The organism is Humibacillus sp. DSM 29435 (assembly GCF_001758225.1).
In the GTDB taxonomy this organism is placed as follows: Bacteria; Actinomycetota; Actinomycetes; order Actinomycetales; family Dermatophilaceae; genus DSM-29435.
In genome coordinates this window covers 103971-120103 of record NZ_MAST01000006.1, presented here as the reverse complement: position 1 = coordinate 120103, position 16133 = coordinate 103971, and the positions used below count along the sequence as shown (strand labels likewise).

The 16133-nt window shown below is 69.0% G+C and carries 15 protein-coding genes; 9 read left to right on the top strand and 6 right to left on the bottom strand.

Features of this window, described 5'->3' with window-relative positions:
• Positions 1 to 128 precede the first annotated feature (128 nt).
• The 6 genes from pgl to BA895_RS24855 all read right to left on the bottom strand — a co-directional run bounded on the left by pgl (position 129) and on the right by BA895_RS24855 (position 7671).
• The gene (gene pgl, locus BA895_RS05900) at positions 129 to 884 is read right to left on the bottom strand and encodes a 6-phosphogluconolactonase (RefSeq protein ID WP_070190965.1); all 756 of its coding nucleotides are present in this window, start codon (positions 882 to 884) and stop codon (positions 129 to 131) included.
• Complete coding sequence (locus BA895_RS05895) at positions 881 to 2134, bottom strand: glucose-6-phosphate dehydrogenase assembly protein OpcA (RefSeq protein ID WP_070190993.1); 1254 nt, start codon at positions 2132 to 2134, stop codon at positions 881 to 883. The genes pgl and BA895_RS05895 overlap by 4 nt, the downstream gene beginning before the upstream one ends.
• The gene (zwf, locus tag BA895_RS05890; RefSeq protein WP_070190964.1) at positions 2131 to 3672 is read right to left on the bottom strand and encodes a glucose-6-phosphate dehydrogenase; all 1542 of its coding nucleotides are present in this window, start codon (positions 3670 to 3672) and stop codon (positions 2131 to 2133) included. Before zwf ends, BA895_RS05895 begins: the two co-directional genes overlap by 4 nt.
• Positions 3673 to 3724: 52 nt before the next feature.
• Positions 3725 to 4837 (bottom strand): transaldolase, encoded by a 1113-nt coding sequence (gene tal / locus BA895_RS05885; protein ID WP_070190992.1) that lies wholly within the window; start codon positions 4835 to 4837, stop codon positions 3725 to 3727.
• Positions 4838 to 4842: 5 nt separating this feature from the next.
• Positions 4843 to 7131, bottom strand: coding sequence for a transketolase (gene tkt, locus BA895_RS05880; RefSeq protein WP_070190991.1), 2289 nt, complete (start codon positions 7129 to 7131; stop codon positions 4843 to 4845).
• 186 nt (positions 7132 to 7317) lie between these two features.
• Entirely contained in the window at positions 7318 to 7671 is a 354-nt protein-coding gene (locus BA895_RS24855; RefSeq protein ID WP_070190963.1) for an ATP-binding cassette domain-containing protein, read from the bottom strand.
• A gap of 146 nt (positions 7672 to 7817) precedes the next feature.
• Between BA895_RS24855 and BA895_RS05870 the strand changes: the two genes are divergently transcribed.
• The 9 genes from BA895_RS05870 to BA895_RS05830 are packed head-to-tail and all read left to right on the top strand — an operon-like array spanning position 7818 to position 16064.
• The gene (locus tag BA895_RS05870; protein WP_070190962.1) at positions 7818 to 8528 is read left to right on the top strand and encodes a phosphatidylserine decarboxylase; all 711 of its coding nucleotides are present in this window, start codon (positions 7818 to 7820) and stop codon (positions 8526 to 8528) included.
• Positions 8525 to 9481 (top strand): phosphatidylcholine/phosphatidylserine synthase, encoded by a 957-nt coding sequence (locus tag BA895_RS05865; protein ID WP_070190961.1) that lies wholly within the window; start codon positions 8525 to 8527, stop codon positions 9479 to 9481. Before BA895_RS05870 ends, BA895_RS05865 begins: the two co-directional genes overlap by 4 nt.
• A 44-nt stretch (positions 9482 to 9525) precedes the next feature.
• Positions 9526 to 10350 (top strand): metalloregulator ArsR/SmtB family transcription factor, encoded by an 825-nt coding sequence (locus tag BA895_RS05860; RefSeq protein WP_070190960.1) that lies wholly within the window; start codon positions 9526 to 9528, stop codon positions 10348 to 10350.
• Entirely contained in the window at positions 10347 to 11768 is a 1422-nt protein-coding gene (sufB, locus tag BA895_RS05855) for a Fe-S cluster assembly protein SufB (RefSeq protein WP_070190959.1), read from the top strand. The genes BA895_RS05860 and sufB overlap by 4 nt, the downstream gene beginning before the upstream one ends.
• Positions 11768 to 13015, top strand: a complete 1248-nt coding sequence (gene sufD, locus BA895_RS05850; protein ID WP_083283016.1) for a Fe-S cluster assembly protein SufD — start codon at positions 11768 to 11770, stop codon at positions 13013 to 13015. Before sufB ends, sufD begins: the two co-directional genes overlap by 1 nt.
• A 4-nt stretch (positions 13016 to 13019) precedes the next feature.
• Complete coding sequence (sufC, locus tag BA895_RS05845) at positions 13020 to 13808, top strand: Fe-S cluster assembly ATPase SufC (RefSeq protein ID WP_256388430.1); 789 nt, start codon at positions 13020 to 13022, stop codon at positions 13806 to 13808.
• A gap of 11 nt (positions 13809 to 13819) precedes the next feature.
• On the top strand, positions 13820 to 15217 hold the full coding sequence (locus BA895_RS05840) for an aminotransferase class V-fold PLP-dependent enzyme (RefSeq protein ID WP_083283015.1): 1398 nt from the start codon (positions 13820 to 13822) through the stop codon (positions 15215 to 15217).
• Positions 15217 to 15732 (top strand): Fe-S cluster assembly sulfur transfer protein SufU, encoded by a 516-nt coding sequence (gene sufU, locus BA895_RS05835; RefSeq protein ID WP_070190958.1) that lies wholly within the window; start codon positions 15217 to 15219, stop codon positions 15730 to 15732. Before BA895_RS05840 ends, sufU begins: the two co-directional genes overlap by 1 nt.
• Positions 15729 to 16064, top strand: coding sequence for a metal-sulfur cluster assembly factor (locus tag BA895_RS05830; protein WP_070190957.1), 336 nt, complete (start codon positions 15729 to 15731; stop codon positions 16062 to 16064). Before sufU ends, BA895_RS05830 begins: the two co-directional genes overlap by 4 nt.
• The last annotated feature ends 69 nt before the right edge of the window (positions 16065 to 16133 follow it).

The following is a 16133-nucleotide window of genomic DNA, read 5'->3' as shown; positions in this document are numbered from 1 at the left end:
AGCGCCCCCGCCAGCTGAACGCAGCGTTCGTTCTCGAACACCGCTCTACAACAGCGAGTTCGAGCACGAACGCTGCGTTCACTTTGTACAGGGGGATCAGTAGAACGGGTTCGGCAGCGCGGCTCAGGTCAGCCGGTGCGGTCGGAGCCCGTCTCGAGCGCACCGGCCGCGTCCTGGTCGAGGAGCCAGCGCGTGGCTTCGCTGCCGCGAGGGCCGGATGCCGGAACGTCCCATCGTTCGGCGCCCGGCGCGAGGGCGGCGGCCACGGCGTCAGCCTTGTCGTCTCCGGCCACCAGAAACCAGACCTCCCGGCAGCGGTCGAGGCACTCGAACGTGAGCGAGACCCGGTCGGGCGGTGGCTTGGGGGAGTGGTGCACGGCGACCGCCGCGGCGTTCGTCGCTCGCTGCGCCGCGTGGTGCGGGAAGAGCGAGGCGATGTGCCCGTCAGGCCCCACCCCGAGCAGCACGACATCGAAGCCGCCCTGCCCATGCGTGCTCAGCGTCTGTGCGTACGCCTCGGCGCTTGCCTCGGCGCTCTCAGACGTGTCGGGGCCACTGACCCGGTGCACCTTGTCGGGGTGGAGCCCGAGGCCGGCCAGGCCGGCCGCGTCGTTCTGGGTGTCGTTGCGGTCGGGATCGCCCGCGGGCAGGTACCGCTCATCGCCCCACCACACCCGAACCCGCGACCAGTCGATGGCTGACCGACCCGGGACCTGCGCGAGCGAGGCAATGATCGCCGAGCCCATCGAGCCCCCGGTCAGCGCGATCTGGGCCTCCGGTCGGCGTGCCTGCGCGTCGACCAGGGCCGTCACCAGACGGGCCGCCGCGGCATCCGCCAGCGACTGTTTGGTGGGGTGGACCACGACCACCGGCTCCGCCCTCACGTGGCTGCCCTCTTCGCTGCCTTCTTCGCTGCGGGCGCAGCCTTCTTGGCGGCAGAGGGCGCCGCCTTCTTGCGGCTGGCACCCTTGCGGGTCGCTGCCGCCTTAGCGGCGGAGTCGGTGACCTTCTCGCGCGACGTGCGCTTGCCGGCGAGCTTGCGGGCCGTGGCGGTGCGCACCTCGTCACTGCTGCCGCTGTCAGGCGCCGACCCAGCAGACACCATGGCCGAGGCCTCCTGCGCCGAGTCGTCACGGCCGATACGGGCCGCCAACCGGCGGGCTGCGGCCACGTCGGGCGCCTTGCCGGCCTTTGCGGCCGCAGTGGCCGACTGGCGGGCCGGGGTCAGCTTCTCGACCCCGTGCAGCAGGGCATCCTCATAGGTGTTGTCGGGATCGAGGCGTCGCAGCTCGTCGGCGAGGCACTCGGGAAGGTCACGGCGAGGCAGGCTGATCCTCCGGTCGGGCTGACCGGCCTGAGACAGCGTGGCCACGGAGTCGCCCGGACGCACCAGGTCGATCGGGCCACTCGCGCGTTCGAGGCGCACCGAGGTGATGCCGGAGCCGCGCGGGGTCGACACCCGTCGTACCGGCACCTTGAGCCGGAACGAGAGCCAGGCCGCCAGCAGTTCGGACGAGGGGGAGTCGGGGGCTCCGGCCACGACGGCCCCGGTGATCTGCTCGTAGGGGGGCTGGTCGAGGGCAGCCGCCAGCAGTCCGCGCCATCGGGTGACCCGCGTCCACGCAAGGTCGGAGTCGCCGGGCGCATAGTTCGCCGCCCGCTTCTTCAACATCTGCCGAGCGTTGCGGTTCTGGGCCGAGTCGGTGATACGGCGCTGGGCCATCGCCCCGATGGGGTCGGACGCCACGTCGTCGGGTGCCTGCCCCGGCCACCACGCCACGATGGGCGAGTCGGGCAGCAGCAGGGGGACTACGACGCTCGGACCGTGACTGGCCAGGGCGCCGTAGAGGCGCAGCACGACGATCTCGCTCGCGCCGGCGTCACCGCCGAGCCGGATCTGCGCATCGAGACGGTTGCGGCCGCGGCGATCTCCGGAGATGACGACGACGATGCGGCAGGGGTGCTGCCGGCTGGCCTGGTTGGCCACCTCGATGGCCTCGCTGGCGTCGGTGTCCTGAACGATCACGACGAGGGTGAGCACTCGACCCAGGGCCATCGCCCCGACCTCGTTGCGCAACCGCACGAGCGTCTTGCTGATCGCCGTGGTGCTGGTCTCGGTCAGGTCGCGGATCACGGCATCCTCCACTTGCGTCCGTCACGTTCGAGCATCGCGTCGGCAGAGGCGGGGCCCCACGTGCCGGAGGTGTACTGCTCCGGCTTGCCGCTCTTGGCCCAGTGCTTCATGAGGGGGTCGAGGATGCGCCACGACGACTCGACCTCTTCGTGGCGTGGGAAGAGCGGTGGGTCGCCCAGCAGCACGTCGAGGATGAGGCGTTCGTACGCCTCGGGCGAGGCTTCGGTGAACGAGCTGCCGTAGCCGAAGTCCATCGTCACGTCGCGCACCTCCATCTGCGCTCCGGGCACCTTGGAGCCGAACCGGATCGTGACGCCCTCGTCGGGCTGCACGCGAATGACGATCGCGTTCTGGCCGAGCTCCTCGGTGGCGGTGTGCTCGAACGGAAGGTGCGGTGCCTTCTTGAACACAACCGCGATCTCGGTGACCCGCTTGCCGAGCCGTTTGCCAGTGCGCAGGTAGAACGGCACGCCGGCCCACCGACGCGTGTCGACCTCGAGGGCGACGGCCGCGAACGTCTCGGTGGTCGACTGCGCGTCGACGCCGTCCTCGTCGAGGTAGCCGACGACCTCCTCGGCGCCCTGCCATCCCGCCGCGTACTGGCCCCGGGCCGAGCCCTTCTCGAGGCTCGCGGGCAGAACCACGGCCGAGAGCACCTTCTCCTTCTCGGCCCGCAGGTTCTTGGCGTCGAACGAGACGGGCTCCTCCATGGCGGTCAGTGCCAGCAGCTGCAGGAGGTGGTTCTGGATCACATCTCGGGCCGCGCCGATGCCGTCGTAGTAGCCGGCCCGACCGGCGATCCCGATGTCCTCGGCCATGGTGATCTGCACATGGTCGACGTAGTTGGCGTTCCAGACCGGCTCGAACAGCTGGTTGGCGAAGCGCAGCGCCAGCAGGTTCTGCACCGTCTCCTTGCCGAGGTAGTGGTCGATGCGGAACACCGAGTCGGGGGTGAAGACGCTCTCCACGATCTTGTTGAGCTCTTGCGCGCTCTTGAGGTCGTGACCGAACGGCTTCTCGATGATCACCCGTCGCCAGTGGTCGCCCTCGGCGCGGGTCAGCCCACTCCGCTCGAGGTGCTCGCAGACGGTGGCGAAGAAACCGGGCGGCACCGAGAGGTAGAAGGCATGGTTGCCGCCGGTGCCCCGCTCCTGGTCGAGCTCGTGCACCGTCTTGGCGAGCAGGTCGAAGGCGGCGGGGTCATCGAAGGTGCCCGGCACGAACCGGAAGCCCTCCGAGAGGTTGCGCCACACGTCCTCGCTGAACGGGGTTCGGGCGTGGGCCTTGACGGCGTCGTGCACCACCTTGCCGAAGTCCTGGGTGGCCCAGTCTCGCCGGGCGAAGCCGACGAGCGAGAACCCGGGCGGCAGCAGGCCACGGTTGGCGAGGTCGTAGATCGCGGGCATCAGCTTCTTGCGGGCGAGGTCGCCGGTGACGCCGAAGAGCACCAGCCCACACGGGCCCGCGATGCGCGGTAGCCGTTTGTCCTGGACGTCACGCAGCGGGTTGACGCCCGGTGCCACGCGAGCCGGACTCACTCACCGTCTCCGACGGTCGACAGACAACCGGTCGCCTTGTCCGGTCTACCCCTCACGCCTGTGCCTTCTTCATCTCGTCGGTCACGCCCGCCAACAGTTCACCCCAGGCCTTCTCGAACTTCTCGACACCCTCGACCTCGAGCAGGTCGACCACCTCGGAGTACGAGACCCCTTGGCCGTCAAGGTCATCGAGCACGTTGCTGGCCAGCTCGTAGCCCCCGGTGACGGTGTCGCCGTGGATGTCGCCGTGGTCGGCGGTGGCCTCAAGGGTCTTGCCGGGCATGGTGTTGACGACGTCGGCCGCCACGAGCTCGGTGACGTACATGGTGTCGGGGTAAGCAGGGTCCTTGACCCCGGTGGACGCCCACAGGGGGCGCTGCACGTTGGCTCCCTCGTCGGCGAGTGAACCCCAGCGGGGAGTCGAGAAGACCTCTTCGAAGGCCTGGTACGCGAGGCGCGCGTTGGCGATCCCGGCCTTGCCCTTGAGGGCCCTGGCCTCGTCGGTGCCGAGCGCGTCGAGCCGCTTGTCGATCTCGGAGTCGACGCGGGAGACGAAGAAGGAGGCCACCGAGTGGATCTTCGAGAGGTCGTGACCGGCGGCGTGCGCCTTCTCCAACCCCTCGAGGTAGGCGTTCATGACCCCGCGGTAGCGCTCGAGCGAGAAGATGAGGGTCACGTTGACCGAGATGCCCTCGGCGATGGTCGCGGTGATCGCGGGCAGCCCGGCCTTGGTGGCGGGGATCTTGATGAGCACGTTCTCGCGGTCGACGGCGGCGTGCAGGGCCTTGGCCTGCTCGACCGTCTTGTCGGTGTCGTGGGCGAGCCTCGGGTCTACCTCGATCGAGGCGCGGCCGTCGACACCCTTCGTCGAGGCGTACAGCGGGGCGAAGAGGTCGCAGGCCTCCCGGACGTCGGAGGTGGTCAGCTCGAAGACGACCTCCTCGACATCCTTGCCCGCCTTGGTCAACCGGGAGAGGTCTTCGTTGTAGCGGTCACCCTTGCTCAGCGCGGCCTGGAAGATCGAGGGGTTGGAGGTGAGGCCGACGACGTTGCGCTCCTTGACGAGGTCGGCGATCTTGCCGGTCTCGAGCAGCTCGCGCGAGAGGTCGTCGAGCCAGATGGAGACGCCGGCGTCGGAGAGGGCCTGGGTGTTCGCGTTCGACATGTCGATCACTTTCCTTCGGTCGATGTGCTGGCGGCGGCAGCCGTGCCGTCGCCCTGTGAGACGTCGCTGCCCATGACGTCGGTGTTGGCGCTCGCCTTGGCTCGCGCCGGGCTCGTCTCGTTGATGGTCGGCGCCGTGAGTGAGCCGACTGAGCCGGCCCTGTCGGCTCGGGCCGCCTTGAGCGAGGCCTTGCCGGCCTTGACGACGGCCTCTGCGGTGATGCCGAACTCGCGGAAGAGCGTCTCGGCGTCGGCGGAGGCGCCGAAGTGCTCGATGCTCACGCTGCGACCGGCATCCCCGACGATGTCGTGCCAGCCCATCGCGATGCCGGCCTCGACGCTGACCCGGGCCCGAACGGCGGCCGGTAGCACTTTCTCGCGGTAGCCCTTGGTCTGCTTCTCGAACCATTCGCGGCAAGGCATCGACACGACTCGCGTTGCCACGCCACTCTTCTCGAGCTTCTCGGCGGCCTCGACCGCGAGCTGCACCTCAGACCCGGTGCCCACGAGGATGAGGTCGGGTCCGTCTGACCCCGACTCCTCGACGAGCACGTAGCCGCCCCGGGCCGCGCCGGACGCCTTGGCGTACTTCTTGCGGTCCCAGGTGGGCACGTTCTGGCGGGTCAGGCACAGCGCGGCCGGGCCACTGCGTTCGGCCAGGATGGTGCCCCAGGCGACCGCGGTCTCGTTGGCGTCGGCAGGACGCACCACGGCCAGCCCGGGGATCGCGCGTAGCGCGGCGAGGTGCTCGATGGGCTGGTGGGTGGGGCCGTCCTCGCCGACGCCGATGGAGTCGTGGGTCCACACGTAGGTGACGGGCACCTGCTGGATCGCCGCGAGGCGCACCGCGGGGCGCATGTAGTCGGAGAACACGAGGAAGGTGCCGCCGTAGGGCCGGGTCAGACCCTCGAGCGCCATCCCGTTGAGGATCATCCCCATGCCGTTCTCACGGATGCCGAAGTGCAGGGTACGACCGTAGGGGCCGCCCTGCCAGGTCGCGGTCTGGCGGTCGGTCGGGATGAACGAGGGCTCGCCCTCCATCGTCGTGTTGTTCGAGCCCGCGAGGTCGGCCGAACCGCCCCAGAGCTCGGGCATGACGTCGGCGAGGGCGGTGAGCACCTTGCCGGATGCCGCTCGCGTGGCCATCCCCTTGGCGTCGGCCGGGAAGGTCGGCAGGGCCTTGGTAAGACCGTCGGGCGCGGCGCCTGACTGGATGCGGTCGAGCAGCTTCGCCCGGTCGGGGTTGGCCTTGCGCCACGCCCGGTAGCCCTGGTCCCAGCTCTTGTGGGCGGCCTTGCCGCGCTTCTTCACCTCACGGGCATGACGGAGCACGGCCGGCTCGACCGCGAAGCTCTTCTGCGGGTTGAACCCCAGCACGGTCTTGAGGCCGGCCACCTCGTCGTCGCCGAGCGCGGAGCCGTGCGCCTTGCCGGTGTTCTGCTTGGTCGGGGAGGGCCAGGCGATGATCGTGTGCAGCACGACGATGGTCGGCCGGTCGGTCACCTTCTCACCCGAGCGGATGCCGACGAGCAGGGCGTCGATGTCTTCGACGTAGGTGTGGCCGTCGGCGTTCTGGCGCCAGTCGACCTCGACGACGTGCCACCCGTAGGCGGCGAACCGCGCTCCGACGTCTTCGCTGAAGGCGATGTCGGTGTCGTCCTCGATGGAGATCTGGTTGGCGTCGTAGATCATCGTGAGGTTGCCGAGCTGCTGGTGAGCGGCCAGGGCGCAGGCCTCGTGGCTGACCCCCTCCTGCATGTCACCGTCGGAGGCGATCACGTAGACGTGGTGGTCGAACGGGCTCGTGCCCGGTTTGGCGTCGGGGTCGAACATCCCCCGCTGGCGACGCTGCGCCATGGCCATGCCGACGGCGGAGGCGAGCCCCGACCCGAGCGGGCCGGTCGTGATCTCGACGCCCTTGGTGTGGTGCACCTCGGGGTGGCCGGGGGTCAGCGAGCCCCACGTGCGCAGCGACTTGAGGTCGTCGAGCTCGAGGCCGTAGCCCGAGAGGTAGAGCTGGATGTACTGGGTCAGGCTCGAGTGGCCGCACGACAGCACGAAGCGGTCGCGGCCCAGCCAGGCCGGGTCGCTCGGGTCGTGGGTCATGACGTTCTGGTAGAGCAGGTAGGCGAGGGGCGCCAGCGACATCGCGGTGCCGGGGTGGCCGTTACCGACCTTCTGCACGGCGTCGGCGGCCAGCACGCGGGCGGTGTCGACGGCCCGGATGTCGAGGTCAGACCAGCCCGCCTTCTTGGCGACAGGCAGTGGCAGGCTCGGATCGCGCTGTGCTAGCACGCCCTTCGCTTTGGCCGAGGTGCTCTTGGAGGTCTTCGAGCGGGTGGTCGACTTCGCCTGGGTGGCGGTGCTGGTCACGGAACGGTTCTCCTTCGCGGCAAGGCGTCTCTCGTACGCAACCGAGCCTAGTGCCACCACGGGGTACGCACCCGGCGGCGTCCGGTGACGGGTCTGCGGTGGCACGGTCTAGACTCGGGATGAGTTACGACGCGACGTCGTGCTTGCTGATTGGTAGACGAACTGCTTGCGCAAGGCCCCGTACCCGAACGGCCCGGGGCGACGAACGACCGGCGAGGTTTTCAGTGACAACGCCGTGAGTGGGTCGGCGCCAAGCACTGTCACCGAACCAGAGGTGGGCCTCGTGAGCCCCACCGCGCACTCGATCGCGGTGGTCTTGCCGGCCCCGTTGGGCCCGAGAACGGCGGTCACGCGACCGGTCGGGGCCTGCCACGACAGGCCGTCGAGGGCCAGGACCGAGCCGAACCGTCTGCTCAGCTCGGAGAGGGTCACGGCGGTCGGAGTGGTCACGCCAGCGGTCATGGCTGCCCAGTCTAGGCTCGCTGTTAAGCGACCCAGACGCCGGCACTGTCCACCCACGGGCAGGTTGCGCCTCAAGCATCGCGAAGCGTGCCCCTTCTCTGCTGAGACCTGCTGAGCACCCCCACCCGATCCGGAGAGCCCCAGGCATGAAGATCGATCCCACCGCCAAGCCGTTCACCGCCCTCGTCGCGGTGCCGACCGTGCTCGCGGCACTCGCTCGCCGGCCTCGGGCCACCGCCGCCCTGGGCCTGCTCACGGCCGGCGTGACGCTCTTCTTCCGTGATCCCGACCGCAGTCCTGACCGGATGCCGGTCGCCGACCCTGACGTGGTGCTCGCCCCCGCTGACGGCATGATCGTGCACGTAGGCCCCCCGCAATCCGGAGTGGCACCCCATGGCGAATGGCAACAGGTGAGCATCTTCCTGTCGCTGCTCGACGTGCACATCAACCGCTCGCCCTACGGGGGGCGGGTGATCGACGTGACCCATCAGCCAGGCAGCTTCCTGGCGGCCTACCGGGCCGAGAGCGCCACGGAGAACGAGCGCAGCGAGATCATCGTCGAACGGCTGGTCGGCGACGAGCGTCGCCGGGTCGTCTACCGCCAGCTCGTCGGCCAGCTGGCCCGGCGCATCGTGACGCGGATCGCCCCGGGTGACGAGGTCGGCACGGGGGAGCGGATCGGCCTGATGAAGTTCGGGTCTCGCATGGACGTCTTCGTGCCCCCAGAGGTCGTTCTCGAGGTTGCCAAGGGCAAGCGGGCCGTCGCCGGTGAGACGGTGCTCGGCCGCTTCCCGACGACCAGCCCCACCCCGCCCGGGCCGGGCCGGGTGGAGGCGAGCCTCGAGGTGGTCCGGTGACGGGCGACCCCACCAGCCGGGCCGGTCGCGGACGGGCTCGGGTCAGCCGCGGCATCCGGCTCGTCTCGGCCACCGGCGCCCGGGTGGTGCCGATGAGCCGGCTCAACCCCCGGGTCCGGGCCCGGGTCATGCTCCCGAGCCTGTTCACCCTCGGCAACATGCTCTTCGGCTTCAGCTCGGTGCTGCTCTCGTTCCAGGGGAAGTTCACGACGGCCGCCATCTTCATTGCCGTGTCGATCCTGCTCGACATCTCCGACGGGGCGGTGGCCCGCGCGGTGGGCGCGATCACCCCCTTCGGGCTGCAGTTCGACTCCCTGGCCGACCTGATCTCGTTCGGCATCGCACCCGCCGTGCTGGTCTACACCTGGGCGCTGCCGGCCTACCCCGTCTGGGCGTGGGCCGGAGCCATGTTCTGGCTCTCGTGCGCCGCCTACCGCCTCGCCCGGTTCAACGTGACGATCGACCCGCTGGCCGACAAGCGATACTTCGTCGGTCTGGCCAGCCCCAGCGCGGCCGCCGTCGTCATCGCGACGGTGCTCGCCATCGACGGCCCCCTCTACGGCTGGGCCCCGCTGCTGCCGGTCGTCGCGGGTGTGCTCCCGGCGGCCCTGATGGCGACCTCGTTCCGGTTCCGCTCCTTCCGGGCCCTGTTGTCGACCCGGCATCTGCCTGTCACGGTCACGCTCGTGGTGGTCGTCGCCATCGGTCTCGTGCTGCGCCCCGGCCCCACCGCGGTCGTCGTCGCCTACGGCTACGTGCTCACCTGCCCTCTCGGCTGGGTCACGCGACCACTTCGGTTGCGCTGGTTCGGGGAGCAGGCCGTCGCGCCGCCGCGGCACCGGATGCCATCGCTCATCATGCCGATCGCTGACACCCCCGATGATCCTGATGATCCCGACTGTCTCGGCGACGCCGCCGACGACCCACCCTGCGATACCACCGCGCAGGTGTAAGGCCATCCTTACTGGAGCAGACCCACCATTTACGTCACAATGATGTGGTGTTTATTGCTGAGCGCACCACGAGGGAGCCGAAGCGCGGCGAGCCGTCGCCGCACCTCGAGTCCCGAACGCGCTCTCGGGTGCTGCAGATGGTCTCCGTCGACGGTCCCGTCACGGCGGCCGAGCTCGGTCGGCACCTCGACCTGACCCCCGCAGCGGTCCGGCGCCACCTCGACGCGCTCGTCGAGCAGGGGGTCGTGGCCACGCACGACGCAGGCACGGCCCGTCGTGGGCGAGGCCGCCCTGCGCGCGCTTACGTCGTGTCCGAGGCCGGCCACTCCTCCCTCGGCGCCGACTACGACTCCGTGGCCGTGGAGGTGCTCCGCTACCTCGCCAAGCAGTCCGGTCCGGAAGCCGTCGCCGAGTTCGCTCGCAGCCGAACCGCCGAGGCCGAGCAGCGGTATGCCGCGGCGCTGTCGGCTGTGGGCGACGACACCGCCGACCGCGCCGACGCCCTCGTCACGGCGCTGAGCGAAGACGGCTTCGCCGCGACGGCCCGACCGGTGGGTGCAGGCGCGCTCGCCGGCATCCAGCTGTGCCAGGGCCACTGCCCGGTCCAGCACGTGGCCGCGGAGTTCCCCGCCTTCTGCGAGGCAGAGACCGAGGCCTTCTCGCGCCTGCTCGGAGTGCACGTACAACGACTCGCTACCCTCGCCGGTGGCCACCATGTGTGCACCACGTTCGTCCCGACCGGTGGACTCGACCGGAAGAGCGAGAGCCCCGCCGACGTTGTCACCGGCGAGGCGCATCTCGTACCCACCAGCAAGCCAGCACCTCCATCCAGCCACAGCACGCACGTCAAGGAAGGTTCACCTTCATGAGCACGAACATCGAAGAGCGCAACCCGGGCCTGAAGGGCATCGGCACCTACGAGTACGGCTGGGCTGACAGCGACGCCGCCGGAACGAACGCTCGTCGAGGGCTGAACGAGGACGTCGTCCGCGACATCTCCGCTCGCAAGAACGAGCCCGAGTGGATGACCAAGCTGCGCCTCAAGAGCCTGTCGTTGTTCGGCAAGAAGCCGATGCCGTCGTGGGGGTCCGACCTCACCGGGATCGACTTCCAGAACATCAAGTACTTCGTGAAGTCGACCGAGAAGCAGGCGGCCACGTGGGATGACCTCCCCGAGGACATCAAGAACACCTACGACCGTCTGGGCATCCCCGAGGCCGAGAAGCAGCGCCTCGTCTCCGGGGTCGCGGCCCAGTACGAGTCTGAGGTCGTCTACCACCAGATCCGCGAGGACCTCGAGCAGCAGGGCGTCATCTTCCTCGACACCGACACCGCGCTGAAGGAGCACGAGGACCTGTTCCGCGAGCACTTCGCCACGGTGATTCCGGCCGGCGACAACAAGTTCGCGGCGCTCAACACCGCGGTCTGGTCGGGCGGCTCGTTCATCTACATCCCCAAGGGTGTACACGTCGACATCCCGCTGCAGGCCTACTTCCGCATCAACACCGAGAACATGGGCCAGTTCGAGCGAACGCTGATCATCGCCGACGAGGGCTCATACGTGCACTACGTCGAGGGTTGCACGGCGCCGATCTACAAGAGCGACTCGCTGCACTCGGCCGTCGTCGAGATCATCGTCAAGAAGAACGCGCGGGTTCGCTACACGACCATCCAGAACTGGTCGAACAACGTGTACAACCTCGTCACCAAGCGCGCCACCTGTGAGGCCGGCGCGACGATGGAGTGGGTCGATGGCAACATCGGCTCGAAGGTGACGATGAAGTACCCGGCGGTCTTCCTCATGGGCGAGTACGCCAAGGGTGAGACGCTCTCGATCGCCTTCGCGGGTGAGGGTCAGCACCAGGACACCGGTTCCAAGATGGTGCACGCGGCCCCCAACACCAAGAGCTCGATCATCAGCAAGTCGGTTGCCCGTGGTGGCGGCCGCTCGAGCTACCGCGGTCTCGTTCAGGTGCTGGAAGGCGCCACGCACTCGGCCTCGACCGTGCGCTGCGACGCCCTGCTCGTCGACACAATCAGCCGCAGCGACACCTACCCCTACGTCGACATCCGTGAGGACGACGTGTCGATGGGTCACGAGGCCACGGTCTCGAAGGTCAGCGAAGACCAGTTGTTCTACCTGATGTCCCGAGGCATGGCCGAGGACGAGGCCATGGCGATGATCGTGCGCGGGTTCATCGAGCCCATCGCGCGAGAGCTGCCCATGGAGTACGCCCTCGAGCTCAACCGCCTCATCGAACTCCAGATGGAAGGAGCAGTCGGCTGATGAGCATTGCCGACACGCTCGTCGACGCACCCGTCGGCGGCGCACATACCCACGCCGATCCGCAGTCAGCATCCGCGGCCGGGTTCGTGCCCGACGCTTCGCGGGCCGAGCGCACGGCGTCCTTCGACCTCGACGCCTTCCCGGTTCCCCGGGGGCGCGAGGAGGAGTGGCGTTTCACGCCCGTCCGCAAGCTGGCCGGGTTGTTCGACCTCGGCGAACAGCTTCAGCCCGGGCACCTGCTCGTGCAGGCCGACCTTCCCGCCGACGTCAGTACAGCGACGATCACGTCAGCAGAGGCCCAGGCCCTCGGCATCCTGCCGCCGCAGGACCGTGCGGCCGCCGTGGCCGCAGCCGTTGACGACGCGCTCCTGATCGACATTCCGGCCGACTCCGAACCCGAGAAGCCGATCCGGCTGCGGCTCGAAGGCGCCGGAGAGACCGTTCATGGGCACATCGTGATCCGGGCCGGCCGTCACTCCAGGGCAACCGTGGTGCTCGAGCACACGGGCAGCGCGCGCTACACGCAGCTGGTCTCGGTCGTGACCGACGACGGCTCCAACCTCACAGTCGTCTCGAGCCAGCGCTGGAACAACGACGCCGTTCACCTGGCCCAGCATGACGCCCTCGTCGGCCGCGACGCCACCTACAAGCACGTCTCGGTGACCCTCGGGGGAGACGTCGTGCGCATCAACGCCAACGTGCGGTACGCCGGGCCGGGCGGCGACGCCACCCTGCTCGGGGTCTACTTCGCCGACGCGGGTCAGCACCTCGAGCACCGCTCGTTCATCGACCACAACACGCCGCACTGCAAGAGCCGGGTCACCTACAAGGGAGCCCTGCAGGGCGAGTCGGCCCGCACGGTGTGGGTGGGCGACGTGCTCATCCGCAAGGAAGCCGAAGGCACCGACACCTACGAGCTGAACCGCAACCTCGTGCTCACCGACGGCGCCCGCGCCGACTCGGTGCCCAACCTCGAGATCGAGACGGGCGAGATTGCGGGGGCCGGCCACGCTTCGGCGACCGGGCGGTTCGATGACCTGCAGCTGTTCTACCTGCAGTCACGCGGCATCCCCGAAGACCAGGCCAAACGACTTGTAGTTCGCGGCTTCTTCGCCGAGATCATCCGTCACATCCCGCTCGCCGACCTGCGTGACGAGGTCACAGCGGCGATCGAGGACGAGCTCGCGGCCACCGAGTACGCCGCCCCGACCCAGATCACCCCCAGCACCGCCAGCAAGGAGAACTGAACCAGTGAGCGACCTGACAGACGTGAAGGGCAAGCACACGCTCGAGATCAAGGGACTGATGGTCTCGGTCGAGACCGAGGACGGCCCCAAGGAGATCCTGCGTGGGGTCGACCTCACCGTGAACTCAGGTGAGACCCACGCGCTCATGGGCCCCAACGGATCCGGCAAGTCGACGCTCGCCTACAGCGTCGCGGGCCACCCGAAGTACACCGTCACCGGTGGCACCGTGACCCTCGACGGCGAAGACGTGCTCGCGATGTCGGTCGACAAGCGGGCCCGCGCCGGCCTCTTCCTCGCCATGCAGTACCCGGTCGAGGTCCCCGGCGTGAGCGTGAGCAACTTCCTGCGCACCGCTAAGACCGCTATCGACGGCCAGGCCCCCAAGCTGCGCACCTGGACCAAGGACGTCAAGGCGGCCATGAGCAACCTGCGCATGGATGCCACGTTCGCCGAGCGCAACGTCAACGAGGGCTTCAGCGGTGGCGAGAAGAAGCGCCACGAGATCCTCCAGATGGAGCTGCTCCACCCGAAGATCGCGATTCTCGACGAGACCGACTCGGGCCTCGACGTTGACGCGCTCAAGGTCGTCTCTGAGGGCGTCAACCGCGTCAAGAGTGAGAGCGACGTGGGCGTGCTGCTCATCACCCACTACACGCGCATCCTGCGCTACATCAAGCCCGACTTCGTGCATGTGTTCATCGAGGGCAAGATCGTCGAAGAGGGCGGCGCCGAGCTGGCCGACCGTCTCGAGGACGAGGGCTACGACCGCTACGCCACGCCCGCGAGCGCCTGAAGGTCGACCGGATGCCGTCCAGCAGTGCGCGCGTGAACGCGTCGTTCAGTGATCGGGAGGTCGCCGCCCTTCGCGGTGACTTCCCGATCCTGACGCGTACCGTTCGTGACGACCGGCGGCTGGTCTACCTCGACTCGGGGGCCACGTCGCACAAGCCGACGGCGGTGCTCGACGCCGAGCGCACTTTCTACGAGCAGCACAACGCGGCGGTCCACCGGGGAGCGCACCAGCTCGCCGAGGAGGCAACCGACGACTTCGAGAACGCTCGGGCCACCATCGCCGCCTTCATCGGGGCGCCGGCCGGCGAGGTCGTGTTCACCAAGAACGCGACCGAGGCGCTCAACCTCGTGGCCTACGCCTTCTCCAACGCGTCTCCGAACGAGCAGCCGAAGGACGCCCGCTTCGTGCTCGGGCCCGGTGACGAGATCCTCGTCACCGAGATGGAGCACCACGCGAACCTCGTTCCGTGGCAAGAGCTTTCCCGTCGCACCGGGGCCCCCCTGCGATGGCTCCCGGTGCTGGCCGAGGGTGCGCTCGACCTCAGCGACCTCGACACCCTGCTCACCGACCGCACCAAGGTCTTTGCGTTCACGCACGTCTCCAATGTGCTCGGCACCATCAACCCGGTGGCGGCCCTGGCCGAGCGGGCCCACGCCGTGGGGGCGCTCGTCGTGGTCGACGCCTGCCAGTCGGTTCCCCACCTCGCGGTCGACGTCGCCACTCTCGGCGCCGACTTCATCGCCTTCAGCGGCCACAAGCTCTACGGGCCCATGGGCATCGGGGTGCTGTGGGGTCGCGCCGAGCTGCTCGAGGTCATGCCGGCCTTTCTCACCGGAGGCTCGATGATCGAGATGGTGACGATGGAACGTTCGACGTACGCGCCGGCGCCGCAGAAGTTCGAGGCGGGGGTGCCCAACGCTGCTCAGGCGGTCGGCCTCGCCGCGGCGGTGACGTGGGTGGAGGCGGTCGGCATCGACCGCATCGCCGCCCATGAGTCTGCGCTCGTCGACGCCCTGATGAACGGCCTTGCGGCACGACCGTGGGTGCACGTCGTCGGCCCGCCGCCCGGCACACCACGCGGGGGAGCAGTCGCCTTCGTCGTCGACGGCGTCCATGCCCACGACGTCGGCCAGGTGCTCGACGACGCCGGGGTGGCCGTTCGGGTCGGCCACCACTGCGCCTGGCCTCTGCACCGAGCCCTCGGGGTCACCGCCACCACCAGGGCATCGGTCGCGGCCTACAACACCTTCGGTGAGGTCGAGGCTCTGCTTCGCGCACTCGACCGGGTACCAGGGATCTTCGGTATCGACCTCGATGAGGCCGACCCTGATGCAGGTCTCGGTGTCGGGCCCGACGCCCGGGCAGGTTCTGTCGCCCTGCGCGGCGAGGCCACGAGGGAGGCGAGCTGATGGATCTCTACCAGGAGCTGATCCTCGAACACTCCAAGCGGCCCCTGCGCAGCGGTCTGCGCGAGCCCTTCGACGCCGAGGTGCACCACATCAACCCGACCTGCGGCGATGAGGTGACCCTGCGGGTCGAGCTTTCCGGGGAGGGCGCCGACGCTGTCGTTCGCGACGTGTCCTACCGGGCACAGGGCTGCTCCATCTCGGTCGCCAGCACGTCGGTGCTCGCCGAGGAGGTCACCGGGCGACCGGTGACCGAGGCGTTGGCGACGTTCGAGTCGATGAGGGCGATGCTCACCTCGCGCGGCACCGAGCCCGGTGACGCCGAGGTCATCGGCGACGGCGTGGCCTTCGCCGGAGTCTCGAAGTACCCGGCGCGAGTCAAGTGCGCCCTGCTCGGCTGGACGGCGTTCACCGACGCGCTGGCCCGGGCCGGAGTAGACATCTCCGCCATCAGCACTGCCACCAACCCGACCGTCGCTACCAGCGGTTCCACCGCAACGCAAGGAGTCTCGTCATGAGCCAGACAGCAACCTCGCCGACCCCGCCGAACGTCGCCGACGTCGAAGAGGCGATGCGCGACGTCGTCGACCCCGAGCTCGGCATCAACGTCGTCGACCTCGGGCTCGTCTACGGCATCACCGTCGACGCCCAGTCCAATGCCGTGCTCGACATGACCCTCACCTCGGCGGCGTGCCCGCTCACCGACGTGATCGAGGACCAGACCGCGCAGGCGCTGGAGGGGCTCGTGACCTCCTACCGCGTCAACTGGGTCTGGATGCCGCCGTGGGGCCCCGACAAGATCACCGAGGACGGTCGCGACCAGCTGCGCGCCCTCGGCTTCAACCTCTGACGTTCGTCGCGGCCTCGTGACGAGCCGCGTCGTCGAGGTGGATCCTGCCCGACTCGAGCGGTGGCTGGT